This window comes from Phenylobacterium sp. NIBR 498073 (genome assembly GCF_027286305.1).
In the GTDB taxonomy this organism is placed as follows: Bacteria; Pseudomonadota; Alphaproteobacteria; order Caulobacterales; family Caulobacteraceae; genus Phenylobacterium.
The window spans coordinates 1,873,620-1,890,240 of the sequence record NZ_CP114599.1 but is presented as its reverse complement, the minus strand read 5'-3'; the positions used below and the strand labels follow the sequence as shown (position 1 = coordinate 1,890,240).

General features: G+C 67.6%; 22 protein-coding genes. 9 read left to right on the top strand and 13 right to left on the bottom strand.

Annotated elements, in window-relative coordinates:
- The first annotated feature begins 29 nt into the window (after positions 1–29).
- On the top strand, positions 30–812 hold the full coding sequence (locus O4N75_RS09440; RefSeq protein WP_269629098.1) for a hypothetical protein: 783 nt from the start codon (positions 30–32) through the stop codon (positions 810–812).
- A 3-nt stretch (positions 813–815) separates the two neighbouring features.
- Here the strand turns inward: O4N75_RS09440 and O4N75_RS09435 are convergent, their stop codons facing one another.
- The 3 genes from O4N75_RS09435 to O4N75_RS09425 form a co-directional block, all read right to left on the bottom strand.
- The gene (locus O4N75_RS09435) at positions 816–1,883 is read right to left on the bottom strand and encodes a linear amide C-N hydrolase (RefSeq protein WP_269629097.1); all 1,068 of its coding nucleotides are present in this window, start codon (positions 1,881–1,883) and stop codon (positions 816–818) included.
- Between the two features lie 108 nt (positions 1,884–1,991).
- A complete protein-coding gene (locus O4N75_RS09430) occupies positions 1,992–2,819 on the bottom strand; it encodes a GNAT family N-acetyltransferase (protein ID WP_269629096.1) in 828 nt (275 codons plus the stop codon).
- Between the two features lie 61 nt (positions 2,820–2,880).
- A complete protein-coding gene (locus tag O4N75_RS09425) occupies positions 2,881–3,279 on the bottom strand; it encodes a hypothetical protein (RefSeq protein ID WP_269629095.1) in 399 nt (132 codons plus the stop codon).
- A gap of 93 nt (positions 3,280–3,372) precedes the next feature.
- Here O4N75_RS09425 and O4N75_RS09420 point away from each other — a divergent pair, with 93 nt between their 5' ends.
- The 3 genes from O4N75_RS09420 to O4N75_RS09410 all read left to right on the top strand — a co-directional run bounded on the left by O4N75_RS09420 (position 3,373) and on the right by O4N75_RS09410 (position 5,527).
- Positions 3,373–4,575 (top strand): pyridoxal phosphate-dependent aminotransferase, encoded by a 1,203-nt coding sequence (locus O4N75_RS09420; RefSeq protein ID WP_267233121.1) that lies wholly within the window; start codon positions 3,373–3,375, stop codon positions 4,573–4,575.
- Positions 4,575–5,102 carry an orotate phosphoribosyltransferase gene (gene pyrE / locus O4N75_RS09415; protein WP_269629094.1) on the top strand — a complete coding sequence of 176 codons (528 nt, stop codon included), beginning with the start codon at positions 4,575–4,577 and terminating at the stop codon, positions 5,100–5,102. The genes O4N75_RS09420 and pyrE overlap by 1 nt, the downstream gene beginning before the upstream one ends.
- A 146-nt stretch (positions 5,103–5,248) precedes the next feature.
- The gene (locus O4N75_RS09410; protein ID WP_269629093.1) at positions 5,249–5,527 is read left to right on the top strand and encodes a SwmB domain-containing protein; all 279 of its coding nucleotides are present in this window, start codon (positions 5,249–5,251) and stop codon (positions 5,525–5,527) included.
- Here O4N75_RS09410 and O4N75_RS09405 read toward each other — a convergent pair.
- The 4 genes from O4N75_RS09405 to O4N75_RS09390 form a co-directional block, all read right to left on the bottom strand.
- On the bottom strand, positions 5,517–5,702 hold the full coding sequence (locus O4N75_RS09405) for a hypothetical protein (RefSeq protein ID WP_269629092.1): 186 nt from the start codon (positions 5,700–5,702) through the stop codon (positions 5,517–5,519). The two genes, O4N75_RS09410 and O4N75_RS09405, sit on opposite strands and share 11 nt — an antisense overlap.
- A gap of 9 nt (positions 5,703–5,711) precedes the next feature.
- Positions 5,712–6,053 (bottom strand): hypothetical protein, encoded by a 342-nt coding sequence (locus O4N75_RS09400; protein ID WP_269629091.1) that lies wholly within the window; start codon positions 6,051–6,053, stop codon positions 5,712–5,714.
- A 571-nt stretch (positions 6,054–6,624) separates the two neighbouring features.
- Positions 6,625–6,855 carry a DUF2171 domain-containing protein gene (locus O4N75_RS09395; RefSeq protein ID WP_269629090.1) on the bottom strand — a complete coding sequence of 77 codons (231 nt, stop codon included), beginning with the start codon at positions 6,853–6,855 and terminating at the stop codon, positions 6,625–6,627.
- 93 nt (positions 6,856–6,948) lie between these two features.
- Positions 6,949–8,649 carry a CHASE domain-containing protein gene (locus tag O4N75_RS09390; protein ID WP_269629089.1) on the bottom strand — a complete coding sequence of 567 codons (1,701 nt, stop codon included), beginning with the start codon at positions 8,647–8,649 and terminating at the stop codon, positions 6,949–6,951.
- 175 nt (positions 8,650–8,824) lie between these two features.
- Between O4N75_RS09390 and O4N75_RS09385 the strand changes: the two genes are divergently transcribed.
- Positions 8,825–9,007 (top strand): DUF4169 family protein, encoded by a 183-nt coding sequence (locus tag O4N75_RS09385; protein ID WP_269629088.1) that lies wholly within the window; start codon positions 8,825–8,827, stop codon positions 9,005–9,007.
- A 102-nt stretch (positions 9,008–9,109) separates the two neighbouring features.
- Here O4N75_RS09385 and O4N75_RS09380 read toward each other — a convergent pair whose 3' ends face one another.
- Positions 9,110–9,892, bottom strand: a complete 783-nt coding sequence (locus tag O4N75_RS09380) for a Coq4 family protein (RefSeq protein ID WP_269629087.1) — start codon at positions 9,890–9,892, stop codon at positions 9,110–9,112.
- Between the two features lie 117 nt (positions 9,893–10,009).
- Between O4N75_RS09380 and O4N75_RS09375 the strand changes: the two genes are divergently transcribed.
- Positions 10,010–10,222: a ribbon-helix-helix domain-containing protein gene (locus O4N75_RS09375; protein ID WP_269629086.1), complete on the top strand. Its 213-nt coding sequence runs from the start codon at positions 10,010–10,012 to the stop codon at positions 10,220–10,222.
- On the opposite strand, the gene O4N75_RS09370 is transcribed toward O4N75_RS09375, so the two are convergent.
- Both O4N75_RS09370 and O4N75_RS09365 read right to left on the bottom strand, forming a co-directional pair.
- Entirely contained in the window at positions 10,215–10,424 is a 210-nt protein-coding gene (locus tag O4N75_RS09370) for a hypothetical protein (RefSeq protein WP_269629085.1), read from the bottom strand. The genes O4N75_RS09375 and O4N75_RS09370 overlap by 8 nt on opposite strands.
- A gap of 3 nt (positions 10,425–10,427) precedes the next feature.
- On the bottom strand, positions 10,428–10,643 hold the full coding sequence (locus tag O4N75_RS09365; RefSeq protein ID WP_269629084.1) for a hypothetical protein: 216 nt from the start codon (positions 10,641–10,643) through the stop codon (positions 10,428–10,430).
- 98 nt (positions 10,644–10,741) lie between these two features.
- Between O4N75_RS09365 and O4N75_RS09360 the strand changes: the two genes are divergently transcribed.
- Together O4N75_RS09360 and O4N75_RS09355 are read left to right on the top strand one after the other, a co-directional pair.
- Positions 10,742–13,096 carry a DUF3553 domain-containing protein gene (locus O4N75_RS09360; protein WP_269629083.1) on the top strand — a complete coding sequence of 785 codons (2,355 nt, stop codon included), beginning with the start codon at positions 10,742–10,744 and terminating at the stop codon, positions 13,094–13,096.
- A 74-nt stretch (positions 13,097–13,170) separates the two neighbouring features.
- Positions 13,171–14,076 (top strand): alpha/beta hydrolase, encoded by a 906-nt coding sequence (locus O4N75_RS09355; RefSeq protein ID WP_269629081.1) that lies wholly within the window; start codon positions 13,171–13,173, stop codon positions 14,074–14,076.
- On the opposite strand, the gene O4N75_RS09350 is transcribed toward O4N75_RS09355, so the two are convergent.
- On the bottom strand, positions 14,073–14,471 hold the full coding sequence (locus O4N75_RS09350) for a hypothetical protein (protein ID WP_269629080.1): 399 nt from the start codon (positions 14,469–14,471) through the stop codon (positions 14,073–14,075). The two genes, O4N75_RS09355 and O4N75_RS09350, sit on opposite strands and share 4 nt — an antisense overlap.
- A gap of 107 nt (positions 14,472–14,578) precedes the next feature.
- Here O4N75_RS09350 and O4N75_RS09345 point away from each other — a divergent pair, with 107 nt between their 5' ends.
- Positions 14,579–15,445, top strand: a complete 867-nt coding sequence (locus O4N75_RS09345; RefSeq protein ID WP_269629079.1) for a 50S ribosomal protein L11 methyltransferase — start codon at positions 14,579–14,581, stop codon at positions 15,443–15,445.
- An 8-nt stretch (positions 15,446–15,453) separates the two neighbouring features.
- Here the strand turns inward: O4N75_RS09345 and O4N75_RS09340 are convergent, their stop codons facing one another.
- Together O4N75_RS09340 and O4N75_RS09335 are read right to left on the bottom strand one after the other, a co-directional pair.
- Entirely contained in the window at positions 15,454–16,014 is a 561-nt protein-coding gene (locus tag O4N75_RS09340) for a GNAT family protein (RefSeq protein ID WP_269629078.1), read from the bottom strand.
- A gap of 203 nt (positions 16,015–16,217) precedes the next feature.
- Positions 16,218–16,562: a GIY-YIG nuclease family protein gene (locus tag O4N75_RS09335; RefSeq protein ID WP_269629077.1), complete on the bottom strand. Its 345-nt coding sequence runs from the start codon at positions 16,560–16,562 to the stop codon at positions 16,218–16,220.
- Positions 16,563–16,621: the final 59 nt, after the last annotated feature.

Genomic DNA, 16,621 nt, shown 5'->3' with positions numbered 1-16,621 from the left:
GCCAACCAGGGCGCAGGGGGAAAGCCGCCATGACGCGACGCTCGACGGCTGCAAACGCGGGCGCTCTCATCCTGCTCTGCGCAGCGGCGACTTCCGCGCAGGCCGAGGACGGCTGGAGCCTGACGATCAGTCCCTATGTCTGGGCGAGTTCCCTCGACGGCAAGGCGGCCCTGGCCGGGCAGCGTACCCACATCGACATTCCGTTCTCCGAGGCGTTGGAGCATCTGGACCTGGCCGCGCTCGGCGAGGTCGAGATCATGCGCGGCCGCTGGGGCCTCTATCTCGACGGCCAGTACGTGAAGACCAGCCAGGACGAGGAACTCCTGTCACAGGAGCTGGCCCTCGGGATCACCAAGGTCAACGCCATGGCGGGCGTATTCTATCGCATCTACGATTCTCCACAGGGCGGCGACACCGTGACCGGCGAGCCCCGCCGGTTCGTCGTCGAGCCGATGGTCGGGGCGCGCTGGACCAAGCTCAAGGCCAATGTCGAGGTGTTGGGCTTCTCGACTTCGAAGAAGGCCGACTGGACCGAGCCGTTCGTCGGCGTGCGATCCAGCCTCGACCTGACCGACCGCTGGAACCTGTCGGGCGAGGCCGACGTCGGCGGCTTCGACATCGACGACAGGCGCAGCGCCAACGCCCAGGCCTTCGTCGGCTATCGCATGCACCTGCTGAGTCGGCCCGCCATGCTGCGGGCCGGCTACCGGGTGCTCTACCAGTCCTACGAAACCGGCGACTTCACCGGCCAGACCTTCCGATGGGACGTCACCCAGCAGGGGCCAGTCGTCGGCCTAAGCATGGACTTCTAGGGCTTACGGCAAGCCGAGAAACTTGAACGGCGGCGCCTCCTTGAACTGGGCCGAGACCTCGCCCGCATAGACGTTGCGCTGGTCCTTGCCGAGGTCGAGGCGCTTCACCTTGCCGGTCTCACGCGAGAAATCGAGCTTGTTCAGATCCACCCAGAAGGTGTTGGGCGTCAGGGCGGATTCGAAGAAGTAGAGCTTGCGCTTGTGGTCGGCGACGGTGCGCCAGCGGGTCGAGGAGATGTTCGGCTGGTCCGGCGTCGTGATGCCGTAGGGCACCGAGGCGTTGCGGATCACGCTGAACATGCTGGCCAGCGCCTCTACTGGGTCTTCGCTCTTGGGTATGGCGTTCACGTAGAACGAGGCGCGGGCGAAGCGGTCGGACGCGCGATTGGTGCCGGGCAGCATCACCGTGCCGCCGATCTGCCGCCAGTAGGCGTTGAGCGCCAGCTGCTCGTCGAAGGTCGGTGAGTTGGTCATCACCTGGTATTTGCGGTCGTGGTGGATCACCTGTTTTCCGCCGATGTACTCGACGATGGCGCTGTCGCCGCTGGCGTCCGACATCGACAGGTGCAGCGTCGTCAGCCGATCCTCGCCAGGCACCTTGTCGGTGACGACGGTGAACGGCTCCTTTTCCAGCACAGCGACCGCCTCTGCGACGGTGGCGAAGTTGTCGAGCACATACTGGCCCCAGGCGGCGATGGTCAGGCCGGGCTTCGAACCCTTGCCGAAGGCCGGGTACTCCGACTCCACCAGCCAGAGCAGGTTCACGGACAGCCCGGCCTCGTTCATGCCGTCGGTCGTGGAGACGTCGTAGCCGGTGGCCACGACGCTGCCGTACTTCGAGGTCCATTTGATGGAGTTGGGTCCCGCCTGGCCGTCATGGCTCATGCCCCGCGGGAAAACGTAGAGGTTGGTCTGGACATCGACCTTCCAGTCCATCGACCGGGCGGTGATCACGTCGTTGTTGGCGCCGAGGTACACCACCCGCGTGCAGGCGTTGGCCGCCGCCGGGACAAGCACCAGGGCCGCGGCCGCCAACAGGCCCGGCAAAACAGACAATACGGAATTGAGCACAGCTGTTCTCCAGCCAGGCGCGCCCCCGCCACGCCTCGCAATGCGATTTCCCACGCCCTGCAATTGCAAATGTTGGCCGGACACCTGGCCCCGCGCAAGGGGCGGCCCCTAGTAGGAGCGCTGCTTCACGCCCCAACGGCCATCCTCAAAGGTGACAATCCAGAGGTTGGCGTGTCGGCTGAGCACCGCCCCGCCCTCGCCGTCGCGCGAATAGTCGACCAGCAGGTGCACCTTGTTCGGGCTCGACAGCACCACGCGCTTGTCATGATAGGTGCTGCGCCGCCAGCCGGCGGCGGCCAGGCCGTCGAAGTAGCCTTCCGGCAGTTGGCCGGGGGTCTTCCAGACGATCAGCCGCGCGCCGTCGAGGATCACGTGGGGGAAATGCAGCAGGGCGTCCATGCCGGCCGCGTCGCCAGCGTTGAAGCGCTCGGTGAAGGCTTCGACGCAGGCGATGGCGGCGGCGATCGCCCCTGGATGGTCGACGCGCTTGGACATGTGCACGGCGACGCCGCCGTTCAGCGCCTCCTCGCGGTCGATCCGGTAACCGAGCGACGTGTAGAGGGCGATGTTCGCCGCGAACCGCTGGTTGGTGTAGAGCCGCACACCCGAAAGCCCGGCGTCGGCGGCGATCTGCTCGGCCAGCGCCATCAGCCGCACGCCCAGGCCGCGCCCCTGGAGGGCTGGCCGCACGGCGACGTTGACGACCAGCAGCTGATCTCCATCCGCAACGGTCTCGATCAGCGCCGCCAGGTCCTCGCCCACATGCAGCAGGTCGAAGCGATGCGTCGCCAGCGCCTGAGCGTAGTTGATCGTCATCGGCAGCGGCTCGCGGCCGATCAGCGGAACCCATTTCGCATAGGCCTCGCGGGTCAGCGCACCGATCGCCTCAGCGTCGGCCGGTTCGGCTAGGCGCAACCGCGCTTGTTCCTCAACCATGGTTGAAGCTTAGCAGCAGGGGCCGCGGTCCAGCCAGTTTCTGCTCGACGCCCGCCCGCCCTCAATTGTCCATGCGTCCCGCCTCGTTCCACGTCGCGGCGTCGAGAACCGGCTCCTCCAGCATCCGAAGCCCGCGCGAACTGAATTCGGGCCCTGCGATGCTCTGAAGCGTGCCCCGCACAGCGCCCTCGGCTCCGCTCGCCTTTAACGCACTTCTGACAATCGCCTTTTGAGGCCCGTTTAACGCAACATCAAACTGTCCGGGCACGGCATCACCATTCGCCGCCCCAGTCGCTCCACTAGACCCACTGCTGAAAAATCGCGTCACGACTTCTCTCCATGCTGGCACGCTCACGATATCGTCGATCGCTACGAAATCGAACAAATCATGAACAATTTTGCATTCTTGATATTTCGATGCGCTTAGCCCCGCCGCGACGGCCTCGCATTCGATCGCCATCCTCACCTGCAGCGCACGCTCTGCTTTGCCTTTGCGCGGCCTTCGGCTAAACCGCGCGCGTTCCATTCAACCTGCTCCGGGAGTCTGCCCGCCATGTCGCTCGAATCCTCCGCGCTCGCCCGCGTTAAGCCGTCCGCCACCCTGGCGGCGGATGCGAAAGCCCGGGAACTGAAAGCGCAGGGCCGCGACGTGATTTCGCTGGCGGCGGGCGAGCCCGACTTCGACACGCCCGACAACATCAAGGAAGCCGCCATCAAGGCGATCCGCGAGGGCAAGACCAAGTACACCAACGTCGACGGCATTCCCGAACTGAAGGAAGCCATCGTCGCCAAGTTCCAGCGCGAGAACGGCCTCACCTACAAGACCAGCCAGGTGAACGTCTCGCCCGGCGGCAAGCCGGTGATCTGGAACGCCATGCTCTCGACGCTGAATCCCGGCGACGAGGTGATCATCCCGACGCCGTACTGGGTCAGCTACTGGGACATCGTGCTGCTGGCCGGCGGCACGCCCAAGGCCGTGGCGACTTCGGACGCCACCGGCTTCAAGCTGCAGCCCGCCGACCTGGAAGCGGCGATCACGCCGAAGACCAAGTGGGTGTTCCTGAATTCGCCGTCGAACCCATCGGGCGCGGCCTACACCAAGGAGGAGCTGCGCGGCATCGCCGACGTGCTGCTGCGCCATCCGCACGTGTGGATCCTGACCGATGACATGTACGAGCACCTGGTGTTCGGCGACTTCCAGTTCTGGACCATCGCCCAGGTCGAGCCGGCGCTCTATGACCGCACCCTGACCATGAACGGGGTCAGCAAGGCCTACGCCATGACCGGCTGGCGGATCGGCTATGCGGCCGGCCCCGAGGCGCTGATCAAATCGATGGCCAAGGTGATGAGCCAGACGACCTCGAACCCGGCCTCCATCTCGCAATGGGCCGCCGTCGAGGCGCTGAACGGCACGCAGGAGTTCATCAAGCCGAACGCCAAGCTGTTCGAGGCCCGCCGCGACTTGGTCGTTTCGATGCTGAACCAGGCCAACGGCATCGCCTGCCCGACCCCGGAAGGCGCGTTCTACGTCTATCCGTCGGTCGAGAAGCTGCTGGGCAAGACCTCGCCGAGCGGCAAGGTGATCAACAGCGACCAGGACTTCGCCGTCGAACTTCTGGAGCAGGAAGGCGTCTCGGTGGTGTTTGGCGCGGCCTTCGGCCTCTCGCCGTTCTTCCGCATCAGCTACGCGACCTCGAACGCGGTGCTGGAAGACGCCTGCACCCGCATCCAGCGCTTCTGCGCGAACGTGAAGTGATGGATGCCGCCGCACGCGGCGCGCTTGCGGCGGACGTCGACGCCGTGGCGCGCCTGACCGGGACCTTCGTCCTGCGCTCGGGCGCGACTGCGAGCGAGTATTTCGACAAGTACCGGTTCGAGGCCGATCCGCGGCTGCTGTCGCGGATCGCCGCCGCCATGGTCCCGCTCGTTCCAAGCGACGCCGAAGTGTTGGCCGGAGTTGAACTGGGCGGCGTGCCGATCGCCACGGCGATGTCGCTGGCCAGCGGCATGCCCGCCGCCTTCGTGCGCAAGCAGGCCAAAACCTACGGCACCTGCCTGGCGGTGGAAGGCGGCGACCTCACCGGAAAACGCGTGGTCATCGTCGAGGACGTGATCTCCACCGGCGGCGCCGTCCGCGACGCCAAGGCCCGCCTGGACGAGGCCGGCGCGATCACGGTGGCGGTGGTGTGCGCGGTCTGGCGCGGCGATCGTCGGCCCGCCATCGAGGGCCTCGACATTCCGGTCTTCGCGGCCCTGACCCTGGCCGACCTGAAGCCCGCCTGAAGAGTTCGGGCGAAGCCCCGGCCAGCGGCTCGGCGCACGTCGGGCGCAATCAACAGGCAATTAATCGGTCGGAGAGTCTAAGCGACCCTCCCCTCGCCTTTTAGTAGGTCAGGGCAGATCTTGTTCCATCATAGCGAACATACACTGTGAGCCAGCCCGGCTATTCGAACGCCGTCGGCTATATCAGCGAGCAGTTCGTCACATTGTATTTCGATGTTGGACTCGACGCTGGCAATCCGCCGCCGCCGAACGCCTTTAGCGTCCAGCTCAACGGCTCGGGGACCACGGTCACCGGCGTCACCGTCGACGGCGCCGCCAAGACGGTCACCCTGAGCCTCAGCACGCCGCTGATACCGGCGACATCGTCGAATTCACCTACACCGACCCCACGGGCGGCGACGACGCGAGCGCCATTCAGGGCGTAGACGGGATCGACGCAGCCAGCTTCTCCCACATGATCGTCGTCGCCACCACGCGTCCCGCTCCGGCGGCGCCGTCGATCCCGGCGCTGGCCTCCGGCAGCGACAGCGGGGCCCCGGGCGACGACATCACCAACGACACCACCCCGACGGTCACGGGAACCGCAGCGGCGAACGCCACCGTCAAGCTCTACGACAGCGACGGGACCACGCCGAGCCGCCCGCTCCTCCGCCGAGCAAGGGCGGGATCGGCGACGATCGCCTGGATCTGGGCGGCGGCGGGTTCGACCATCTCCCGCACACCTACGCCGGGGGCGCGGGAGCGGACACGGTCTACGGGGGTGACGCCGGCGGCACGCTGCAGGGCAACGCCGGCGACGACAGCATCGTGGGCGTCGGCCAGGACCTGATCTATGGCGGCCAGGGCGACGATAGCCTGGACGCCGGCCGCGGGAACGACCTGGCCTTTGGTGATCGTGGCGACGACAGCATCGCCTGGGGGCGACGGGAATGACACCCTGATCGGCAACACCGGCGCTGACAGCCTTGTCGGCGGGACGGGCGACGACGTGATGCTGGGCGGCCAGGATCACGACCAGCTGGAGGGGGGCGTTGGCGGCGACCTGCTGTTCGGCGATCTCGGAAACGACACCGTGCTGGGCAATGCGGGGGCCGACACCATTGTGGGCGAGGCCGGAAGCGACGTGCTCCTTGGCGGCAAGGACGACGACCGGCTGGACGGTGGAGACGGCGCGGACGTCCTGTCTGGCGATCTGGGGAACGACACCCTCTCCGGCGGTCTGGGGCGGACGTCTCTTCGTTCACCAGCGGCGTCGATCACGTCACCGATTTCCGCGCCGCCGACGACGACCGGGGGCAACTGCAGCCCGGCGCCGCCTACACCCTGGCGCAGGTGGGCGAGGACACAGTCATCGACCTCGGCCACGGAAATCAGCTCGTTCTCGACAACGTGCAGCTCTCCTCCTTGCTTGCCGGTTGGATCCTCAGCTGAGCAGGGGCGGCTCCGACATTGTGGAGCCCGGTCAGAAAAACGGCCCGAATCGCTCCGGGCCGTCTTCCGCTGGGGCCTCTGAGGCGAGGCGCTAGTGCTTCTCGCGCCAGGCCGCCTTGGCCGCATCCTTCGTCAGGTTCAGGCGGACCTTCTCGTCCACCACATCGTCCACCCACGAGAGCGGGATGAGGTGGTGCTTGAGGCCTGAGCCGAGGTCGAGCATGGCCAGCTCGATGTCGTCGCCGACCAGGTGATCGACTCGGCCGACATGGCCGCCGTCCGAGCCGATGACTTCCATGTGCTCGCGAATGCCGGAATGCATGGTGTTCTCCTGATCTCGGGTGATTTGGGATCGCACAGGAACGGGCTGGCGGCCGCCCGGTTTCAGCTTGGCAGGAGATAAAGCCGACCGCGCCTACGCCGCGGACCCGAGATCGAGGATGTCCTCCTCGGCGCCCGCGGCCGGCAGGGTGAAGACGATCGTGCAGACGACGCCGTCGCGCGCAAAGTCGAGGTCGACCACGCCGTCGAGCTGGTGCGCCAGCCCGCCGACGATGACCCGGGTGCCGAACCCCCGACGGTCCGGCGGCGTCACCGGCGGGCCGCCGCTTTCGCGCCAGACGATCCGGATCTGGCGCGGACCGGATCCCGGCGCCAGCGTCCAGGTGACCTGCACACGGCCGTCATGGTTGGACAGCGCCCCATACTTCACGGCGTTGGTCGCCAGCTCGTGGAAGGCCATGCCGAGGGCGACGGCGGTGTTGGGTGGCAACCAGACCGCCTCGCCGGTGACGATCACCCGTTCCCCGTGGTCGCCGTCATACGGACTGAGCTCGCTGGCGATGAGTTCGGCGAGGCTGACGCCGGTCCAGTTGTCGCGCGTCAGCAGGTTGTGGGCTTGGGAGAGCGCGATGAGCCGGGCCTCGAAACTCTGGCGCACGCTGTTCACGTCGGACCCGTGCCGCAAGCTCTGGGCGGCGATCGACTGCACCGTGGCCAGGGTGTTCTTCACCCGATGGTTCAATTCGTCGAGCAGCAGCTTCTGACGGGCCTCGGCGGCGATGCGCGCCACGATTTCGCGCTCCGCCGCCAGCCGTGCCCTCACCTGCCGCCAGGTCGCCAGGCTGACCAGCGTGGTCGCCAACAGCCCACCGACGATGAAGGCCAGCGTGACCCAGCGGTCGGCCCCGTGGTCATAGTCGGTGCGCGCGCGATAGATGATGGTCCAGGTCCGCCCGGCGATGTCGAGCGTGCGGGTCGCGACCAGGCCGCCGCGCTGGGCCGCCGCATCCGGAGACTGGTTAAGCAGGGTCGCGACCGACGGCGCGCCGTCATAGACCGCGTAGTCGAGCCCCGCGCTCTTGGCCGCCGGCAGGACGCTGGCCAACAGGTCGCCGGCCTGAAACGGCGCGTAGACGAAGCCCATTAGAAGCTCGCGCCGGGCGGCGACGGTGGGAGGGACTTCTCCGCCATGATAGACTGGTTCGTAGATCAGGAAGCCGGCCTGGCGATTGCCCTCGACCTCCTCAACCGCCTCGACCTTACCCGAGAGGGCTGGCAGGCCGGTGTCACGGGCGCGGTCCATCGCCTCTCGGCGCACCGGGAAGGCGTACATGTTGAAGCCGAGCGCGCGTCGGTTCACGAAATCCAGCGGTTCCAAATAGACGATGGCGTAAAGCTCGCCTTCCGCCGAGGGACGCAACGGCGCGGCCGGCACTCCCTCCGCGCGCATGTAGGCGGCCAACGCCGCCTCGCCACCGGCCGGCGCCCGCACGGTGTAGCCGATGCCCTGGATGCCGGGATAGCGGCGCGTCAGTTCGACCCGTCTGGCGAAGGCGCGGAACTCGGCGGCGCTGACGTCCTCGCTGGCCGCGAACAGCCCGGCCCCGGCCCGCAGCACGGCCATGTAGGTGTCCAGACGATTGGCGACGGCCTCGTTGGCCTGGTCGACGATAGCGTCGAAGCGCAAGCTCTCGCGCGCCTGCCGTCCCTGCTCCATCATATAGGTCCCGGCCAAGGTGGCCACGAGCCCGACCGCCGCCACGATCGCGGGCCAGGTCAGGACCGGCCACCCGCGCACCCGCTCTATCAGTCTCTCGCGAAAGCTGGCCGCCACGGCGTCATCCGATCCTAGCCGAGATCAACGCCTTAGCTCCGAATAGGAGCCCAGAAAAGAACGCCGTTATCACGTGCGGGCGATGGCGAGGCAGAACAGCCCAACCTGACACCGCACGCCCGAGGGCGTATCGTCGGCGGGCGCAACACTTCAGGGCCGGGAGCCAGGAGGACCGATGAGCAACGTCGTGAACCTGAACAAGGCCCGCAAAGCGCGTGACCGCGACCGCGCCCGCGAACAGGCGCGGGAGAACCGCGTCAGGTTCGGCCGCACGAAGGCCGACAAGGATTTGGCGAACGCCGAGTCGCAGAAGTCTGAGCAAGCCCTGGACGGCGCCAAGCTCGACAAGCCTGAATAGGCCAAGGGCGTGGGTGGGAGAGGCTCGACACTCCCCCACCCGCCCGGCGCTGTCCCCAGCGCCGCCGGCGCGCCGTCCCCCCGGATAGGCGCGCTGGACCAGTTACATCCGGGCCGGCACCGCGTCGTCGCGGGCCTCGACCGGGATGGATTCGTAGATCGTCGCCGGGGTGATGCCGAGACGCTTGCGGGCGGCGTCCAACGGCTCGGCCATCAGGCGCTCGTAGTCCTCGCCCAGCAGCCAGGCAGCGGCCTTGCCGCGCTTGTAGCCCTGCCAGATCGCCTTGTTGTACGGATAGTTCGCGCCCCGCGAGCGCGAGGCCGCGCCCAGTGCAATCAGCGCCCAGCCCAGGCCCTTGGTCTGTGCGTAGGAGAACGCGACCAGGCACGCCTCGCCCAGGCCGTCGCGATGGTAGCCCGACAGGATGTGCCAGATGTCGTGCACGTCGCGGGTCCGGCGCCCCATCCAGGCGTAGGGATGCTGGATGTCGACCTCGCTGCCCTCAATGCGGCTGACCTCGGCCAGGCCCTCGGCCGACAGCTGTTCGGAGCGGATGAACTCGCGATAGGCCGCGCCGACGCTGCCGGCGGGCAGCGAGTCGAGCCAGGCGTCGTCCATCAGGCGATCAGCGAACTCCTGGCCCTCATAGGCGATGCGGCCGCCTTGGGTGGTGGTCAGCAGGCGCCGGTAGCATGCGGCGGTCGAGGTGCCGTTGAGCGCGCGCATGATCTCGAACACCTGGCCGGTGTCTTCCTTGTCGTTCAGCAGCCGCCGCAGCGCCTTCAGGGCCGCGCCCCATTGCAGCCTGGGCTTCGGCAGCCGCGCGTTCACGGGCGGGGCCTGGCGGTAGGCGGGGGCGTCGAGAGCGTCGGCGGTCATAGCCATGGCGAGAGCCTTCAATGCGAACAACGTTTGGATTGAAAATGACGCAGGCGTCATCTTTTTGCAAGATAACAAAGGAATGCTTGGCTGCAACGTGGCGCCTGGGCCACAACTCCTCCCATGGCTTCCTTGAAGAAACGTTCGATCCTGCTGTCCGGACACGCGACCTCGATGGCGCTGGAGCCGGAGTTCTGGGCGGTGATGGACGAGATGGCCTCAGCGCGCCGCGTCACCCTGGCCGTGCTGATCGCCCTGATCGATGAAAGCCGGGGCGAGCGGCCGCTGGCCTCGGCCTGCCGGGTCGCCGCCCTCGCCTACGCCCGGGCTAGGTGACGGGGCGGGCGTCCGGCGACGAAGCCGGCTTGGCGCTGTCGGGCAGGACCAGGTCGGGCGCCGGCGCGCTCACGCCCTCGGCATGCGGACTGAGCGCCCGCATGGCGAACATGAAACCCAGAACCAGCAGGAAGCCGATCACGGCCCACAGGAACAGCGGAATGGGTTTGCGGCGGGGCGGTGGCACGTCGTCGTCGCTCACGGTCTATTTCGGGGTCGGCAGCGGCGCGTCGGGAATCCTCGGCGCGTCGGGCAAGGATGGCGGCCGAGGGACGTTGATGTCCACATCGATCGATCTGGGCAGGTCGGCCGCGGCCTGACGGCTAATGACTGCATAGCCGATGACGCCGACGCCCAGGAGCAGCGCCCCGATCAGGATCGCCAGCCAGATCAGCGTGCTTGAGCCCGATCGATCGGCCATGGTCACCTCCCTGGCTCTCATGGTCGAGGTGGAGAACGAACGGCGGCGACAGCGGTTCCGGGCTTAAGCCACGCGTGCCGTGTGCTACATATGTTCCAATGTCCTCGCCTGAATCATTCGACAACCCGTTCGACGACGCCCTGCCCGTCTCCCGTGTCAGCGACCTGGCTCGGGTGCGCGGTCCCGACTACCTGAACGGCCTGAACCCCGAACAGCGCGCCGCAGTCGAGGCGACCGAGGGACCGGTGCTGGTGCTGGCCGGCGCGGGCACCGGCAAGACGCGGGTGCTGACCACGCGGCTGGCGCACATCCTGGCCACAGGCCGGGCCAAACCGTGGGAGCTGCTGGTCGTCACCTTCACGAACAAGGCGGCCAAGGAGATGCGCGAGCGCATCACCCACATCATCGGTCCGTCCGCCGAAGGCCTGCGCTGGCTGGGCACGTTCCACTCGGTCGCCGCCCAGATCCTGCGCCGCAACGCCGAACTGGTCGGCCTGAAGTCGAACTTCACCATCCTGGACACAGACGACCAGGAGCGGCTGATCAAGCAGGTGCTGGAGGCCGAGAACGTCGACGCCAAGCGCTGGACGCCCAAGGCGCTGGCCGGGATGATCGACCACTGGAAGAACCGCGGCTGGACGCCCGACCGCCTGCCGGCCGGCGAAGGCATGGAGTTCGCCAACGGCAAGGGGGCGAAGCTGTACAGCCTCTACCAGGAGCGGATGCGGGTGCTGAACGCCTGCGACTTCGGCGACCTGCTGCTGCACAACCTGACCATCTTCATGGCCAATCCGGACGTGCTCGCCGACTTCCACGAGCGCTTCAAGTACGTGCTGGTCGACGAGTACCAGGACACCAACGTCGCCCAGTACCTGTGGCTGCGGCTGCTGGCCCAGAAGCGGCAGAACGTCTGCTGCGTCGGCGACGACGACCAGTCGATCTATGGCTGGCGCGGGGCCGAGGTGGACAACATCCTGCGCTTCGAGCGCGACTTCCCCGGCGCGACGGTGATCCGGCTGGAGCGCAATTACCGCTCGACCAGCCACATCCTGGCGGCCGCCTCCGGGCTGATCCGGGCGAACAAGGGCCGGCTAGGAAAGACGCTGTGGACCGAGCAGCATGGCGGCGAAAAGGTCGTGGTGCGCGGGGTCTGGGACGGCGAGGCCGAAAGCCGGCTGATCGCCGAGGAGATCGAGCGGGCCAAGAAGGGCGGAACCGAAAAGGACCCGCGCAACTATCGCGACATCGCCATCCTGGTGCGCGCCTCGTTCCAGATGCGGGCCTTCGAAGAGCGCTTCGTGATGCTGCAGATCCCCTACACGGTGGTCGGCGGCCCGCGGTTCTTCGAGCGGGCGGAAATCCGCGACGCCCACGCGTACCTCAGACTGATCCAGTCGCCGGACGACGACTTGGCCTTCGAGCGGATCGTCAACGTGCCCAAGCGCGGCATCGGCGACACCACGGTCCAGAAGCTGCTGCAGATCGCGCGGGTGAACGGCGTGCCGGTCATGCAGGCCGCGCGCGAGGCCGTGCAGACCGACGAACTGGCGGCGCGCACACGCACGGCGCTGTCGAACTTCCTGCGCGACCTCGACCGCTGGCGCGGCCAGGCCCAGGCCATCCACCATTCGCGCCTGACCGAGCAGGTGCTGGAGGAGAGCGGCTACACCGACGCCCTGCGGCTGGACAAGACGCCGACCGCCCAGACCCGGCTGGAGAACTTGAAGGAACTCGTCCAGTCGATGCAGGCCTTCGACACGCTCGAGAGCTACCTGGAACACGTGTCGCTGGTGATGGACATGGACCGCGGCCCGCAGGCAGACGCCGTCCAGATCATGACCCTGCACTCGGCCAAGGGGCTGGAATTCCCGCTGGTCTTCCTGCCGGGCTGGGAGGAAGGGGTGTTCCCCTCCCAGCGCAGCATGGACGAGAAGGGCGAGAAGGGCCTCGAGGAGGAACGGCGGCTAGCCTATGTCGGCATTACCCGCGCCCGTGAGGAGGCGCGGATTTCCTTTGTCGCAAACCGCCAGGTCTACGGCCGCTGGACCAGCCAGCTGCCCAGCCGCTTCGTCGACGAACTGCCGCTGGAGAACGTCGAGGCCAGCTCCGAGACCGGCTACTACGGCGGCGGGCCCGGCATGCAGCAGCAGCACGGCAGCCGCTGGGACGCGAGTCCGACCTTCGGCGCTGGCTATTCCAGCCCCGGCTGGAAGCGCGCCCAGGAACGGAACTTCCATGGCAGCCATCCCGGCCGCGGCGCGGTGATCGAGGGCGAAGGCCGGCTGGTGGTCTCTGAATCCTCCGCCGCCAGCGACTTCAAGCGCGGCCAGCGGGTGTTCCACCAGAAGTTCGGCTATGGGCAGGTAAAGTCCGTGGATGGCAACAAGCTGACGGTCGCCTTCGACAAGGCCGGCGACAAGAAGGTCATCGACAGCTTCGTAACGAAGGCCTGAGGCGCGGGCGGCCTTGCCGCCGCCCCTGCCCTGCTTCAGGTTGCTCCCAACAACGCGCCTGGGAGGGCCCCTTCATGCCGACGATCACCGCCAACGGGATTGCGCTCTATTACGAGGACCATGGTCCGGCCGACGGCGACGTCATCCTGCTGATCATGGGTCTGGGCGCGCAGATGACCCGCTGGCCGGTCGGCTTTATCGAGCTGCTGACCGCGAACGGCCATCGGGTCGTCGCCTATGACAACCGCGACTGCGGCTTGTCGCACAGGTTCGACGACCTCGGCCCGGCAGACATGCCCGGACTCTACGCCTCGCTGATGAAGGGCGAGAAGCCCAACGCGCCTTACCTGGTGTCGGACATGGCGGCCGACGCAGTCGGCCTGCTGGACGCCCTGGACATCAAGCGCGCGCACGTGGTCGGCGCCTCGATGGGCGGAATGATCGCCCAGATGGTCGCCGCAGAGCATCCGGAGCGGGTGCTGACCCTGACCTCGATCATGTCAACGACCGGCAATCCGGCCGTGCCGCCGGCCACGGCCGAGGCGTCCAAGCGCCTGACCGGCGTCGCGCCCGACCCCAAGGCCGATCTCGAGGCCTTCCTCGACTACGGCATGGCCAGCGCCAAGGTGATCGGCAGCCCCGGCTATCCGGTCGCCGACGTCGAACAACGCGCGCAACTGCTCGCCGACTATCAGCGCGCCTTCTATCCGGTCGGAGTTTCGCGCCAGATGGCCGCCATTGTCGCCAGCGGCGACCGACGCAAGGCGCTGGCGACCATCGCGGCCCCGACTGTGGTGATCCACGGCGCCGACGATCCGCTGGTGCAGGTGCAGGGCGGCGAGGACACCGCCGCGACCATTCCGGGCGCCGAACTGCACATCATTCCCGGCATGGGCCACAACCTGCCCCGGGGACTTTGGAAGCCGGTCGCCGACCTGATCGAGCGGGCGACCCAGAAGGCCGGCGTCGGAGCCGCCTAGCTCCGCGCCCGCGCCTTCAGCAGCTTCGCCGACAGCACGCCCAGGCCGGCCACGACCGCGATCGCCCCGCCGACGATCGCGGCGATTCCAGCCGTCTGGCGTACATGCGCCTGGGTCGAGGCGTTCTCGGCCGCCGCCTTAAGCGCTGGCGGCTGCACCTCGTGGGCGACGGCGCGCTTGAGCGAGACCATGCCTTCGCCGACCGCCGACACGCGCCAGCCGTGGTCGAGCCAGGCCTTCTGGTGCGGCTTGTCGGTTCCGATCCACCAAGCCGGCTGCTTGGCCGCCTTCGGCAAGGAGGCGCCCAGCACCATCTCGACCTCGGCGAAGCTCGCGCGCCAGTCGTCCTCGGCGCGTTGGGCGAGAAAGTCCGAGAGGGGGCTGTACTTGCTCATGGGCGAAACCTCGTCACTGGATGCGACATGATGGCACGGCGCGGCGCGGAACTGAAACCCGCCCATGCCCCCTCGCCTTTCGCGCGCCCAGCCTCTAAACGGCGCGCATGAGCCAAGACGCCGTTCAGATCATCTCCCGCGGCCCGCGCGCCGTGGCCGAAGCCGCCGCCGAAGCGATCGACGCCAATCCGCTGCTGGAAGGGGCGACCTATTCGATCCTGGAAGAGGACGAGGACCGCAACGTCTGGCGGATCGACGCCTTCCCGACCACGACCGAAGAAGCCGACGGCCTGGTCGCCGCCCTGGCCGAATTCCCCGACATGAAGACGGTGGTCGAGAAGCTCGCCGACGCCGACTGGTTGGCCATGGCGCTGTCGGGCCTGCCGCCGGTGCGCGCGGGCCGGTTCTTCGTGTTCGGCGCCCATGACAAGGGCCGCGCCCCGACCAATGCCGTGAACCTGCGCATCGAAGCCGGCGCGGCCTTCGGCACCGGCCACCATGGCACCACTGTCGGCTGCCTGATCGCCTACAACGACCTGATCAAGTCGCGCCGCTTCGACAAGGTGCTGGACGTCGGCGCCGGCACCGGCGTGCTGGCCATCGCCGCGGCCCTGACCGGCAGCAAACTTGCGGTCGGCACCGACATCGACGGGCCGTCGGTTCGGATCTCCAACGAGAACGCCAAGCTCAACAAGTCGACCGCCCGCTTCGTCCACGCCTCGGGCCTTGGCCACCAGCTGGTGGCTAAGGCGGCGCCCTACGATCTGGTGTTCGCCAACATCCTGGCGCCGCCGCTGGTGGCCCTGTCGCAAGACATCAAGACAGCGCTGAAGCCGGGCGGCTTTGCGATCCTCTCAGGCCTGCTGCGCACCCAGGAACGCCGCGTGCTGGCGGCCTACCTGTCCAAAGGCTTCCGCCTGCACCGGCGCATTCATCGCGACGCTTGGGCGACGCTGGTTCTGCGCCGGGCCTGACGGCCGGCCTAGCCGGCGCGCGCGCGCCATTCCGACGCCAGGACGGCGTAGAGATAGGTGTCGCGCCAACCGCCGTCGCGTGACGGCTGGTTCTGGCGGATCGTGCCCTCACGGCGCATGCCGAGCTTGTCCATGATGGCGTAGGAGCCGGTGTTGCGGGTGTCGCAGGTCGCCCACAGCCGGTGCACGCCGAGCGCCTCGAATGCATGCGCCGCCAAGGCGTGCGCGGCCTCGTAGCCGTAGCCCCGCCGCCACCAGCCGCTGCCGAAGCTGTAGCCGATATCGGCGTTGTGGTGCGGCCAGAGCCCAAGCCGGATCGAACCGATCACCGTTCCGCTGTCGAGGTGCTGCACCGCCAGGCCGATGTGGGTGCGCGGGCTCGCCTGCGCGCGATCGATCTCCTCGCGCAGGAAGACCCTGGTCTGCTCCAGCGTGTTGGGGCCCCAGTCCATGTAGCGGACCGTCGCGTCGTCGCAGGCATAGGCATGGACGTCGTCGAGATCATCCGGGGTGAACTCACGCAGCAGCAGGCGTGCGGTGCGGAGGCTGTAGGGGGGCGTCGGATCCATGAGGCGTTCCTTTCGAGGGTTGGTCCGCTCGGCAGGAGATCGCTTGCATCGCCATCGACCCCGGCCGTCTGCGGCGGGGTCGGCGTACGTTCGCTGGGAAGTCTAACCCACGCGAAGACGCACGGCCCCGAAGGGACCGTTCGAATTCGAGAGGGCGCAGGCGCGATGCATAGCGACGTTATGCGCCACGGCCTGTCCCGCGTCTAGATCGCCGACTGGGCGGAAAGCTCGGCGCGCCAGTGGCGTTCGCGTTCCTTCAGCCAGGTGTCGCGGCCGATCGGGCCGAGTTCCTCGTCCTGCAACTGTTCGAGGATGACGAACTCGAACCCGGCCTCGCCGCCGGCGGCGTTGTAGGCGCCCTGCAGGGCCTTGTTGCGATGGCTGCCCAGGCGCAACGAGAACAGCGAGGAGTTGCGCTGGCCGTCGAGATTGCGCGAGGCGCCGACGAAGGTCTCGCCGGTCGACAGGCTGCGCAGCGCGAAGATCCCCACCGGGACCTTGCGTTCCTTGTACTGGCGTACGGCGTCACGACGGTTGCTCTTGTCCATAAGGACCCAATGGCCCGACCCAGCGGCCCGAGTCAATTATATCCGGGTAAATTATTTGA

What these genes read in the sequence shown, in the direction of transcription:
- O4N75_RS09440 (WP_269629098.1), top strand. Translation starts at nt 30, where the DNA reads ATGACGCGACGCTCGACGGCTGCAAACGCGGGCGCTCTCATCCTGCTC.
- O4N75_RS09430 (WP_269629096.1), bottom strand. Translation starts at nt 2,819, where the DNA reads ATGGTTGAGGAACAAGCGCGGTTGCGCCTAGCCGAACCGGCCGACGCT.
- O4N75_RS09425 (WP_269629095.1), bottom strand. Translation starts at nt 3,279, where the DNA reads ATGGCGATCGAATGCGAGGCCGTCGCGGCGGGGCTAAGCGCATCGAAA.
- O4N75_RS09420 (WP_267233121.1), top strand. Translation starts at nt 3,373, where the DNA reads ATGTCGCTCGAATCCTCCGCGCTCGCCCGCGTTAAGCCGTCCGCCACC.
- pyrE (WP_269629094.1), top strand. Translation starts at nt 4,575, where the DNA reads ATGGATGCCGCCGCACGCGGCGCGCTTGCGGCGGACGTCGACGCCGTG.
- O4N75_RS09395 (WP_269629090.1), bottom strand. Translation starts at nt 6,855, where the DNA reads ATGCATTCCGGCATTCGCGAGCACATGGAAGTCATCGGCTCGGACGGC.
- O4N75_RS09385 (WP_269629088.1), top strand. Translation starts at nt 8,825, where the DNA reads ATGAGCAACGTCGTGAACCTGAACAAGGCCCGCAAAGCGCGTGACCGC.
- O4N75_RS09380 (WP_269629087.1), bottom strand. Translation starts at nt 9,892, where the DNA reads ATGGCTATGACCGCCGACGCTCTCGACGCCCCCGCCTACCGCCAGGCC.
- O4N75_RS09375 (WP_269629086.1), top strand. Translation starts at nt 10,010, where the DNA reads ATGGCTTCCTTGAAGAAACGTTCGATCCTGCTGTCCGGACACGCGACC.
- O4N75_RS09365 (WP_269629084.1), bottom strand. Translation starts at nt 10,643, where the DNA reads ATGGCCGATCGATCGGGCTCAAGCACGCTGATCTGGCTGGCGATCCTG.
- O4N75_RS09360 (WP_269629083.1), top strand. Translation starts at nt 10,742, where the DNA reads ATGTCCTCGCCTGAATCATTCGACAACCCGTTCGACGACGCCCTGCCC.
- O4N75_RS09355 (WP_269629081.1), top strand. Translation starts at nt 13,171, where the DNA reads ATGCCGACGATCACCGCCAACGGGATTGCGCTCTATTACGAGGACCAT.
- O4N75_RS09350 (WP_269629080.1), bottom strand. Translation starts at nt 14,471, where the DNA reads ATGAGCAAGTACAGCCCCCTCTCGGACTTTCTCGCCCAACGCGCCGAG.
- O4N75_RS09345 (WP_269629079.1), top strand. Translation starts at nt 14,579, where the DNA reads ATGAGCCAAGACGCCGTTCAGATCATCTCCCGCGGCCCGCGCGCCGTG.
- O4N75_RS09340 (WP_269629078.1), bottom strand. Translation starts at nt 16,014, where the DNA reads ATGGATCCGACGCCCCCCTACAGCCTCCGCACCGCACGCCTGCTGCTG.
- O4N75_RS09335 (WP_269629077.1), bottom strand. Translation starts at nt 16,562, where the DNA reads ATGGACAAGAGCAACCGTCGTGACGCCGTACGCCAGTACAAGGAACGC.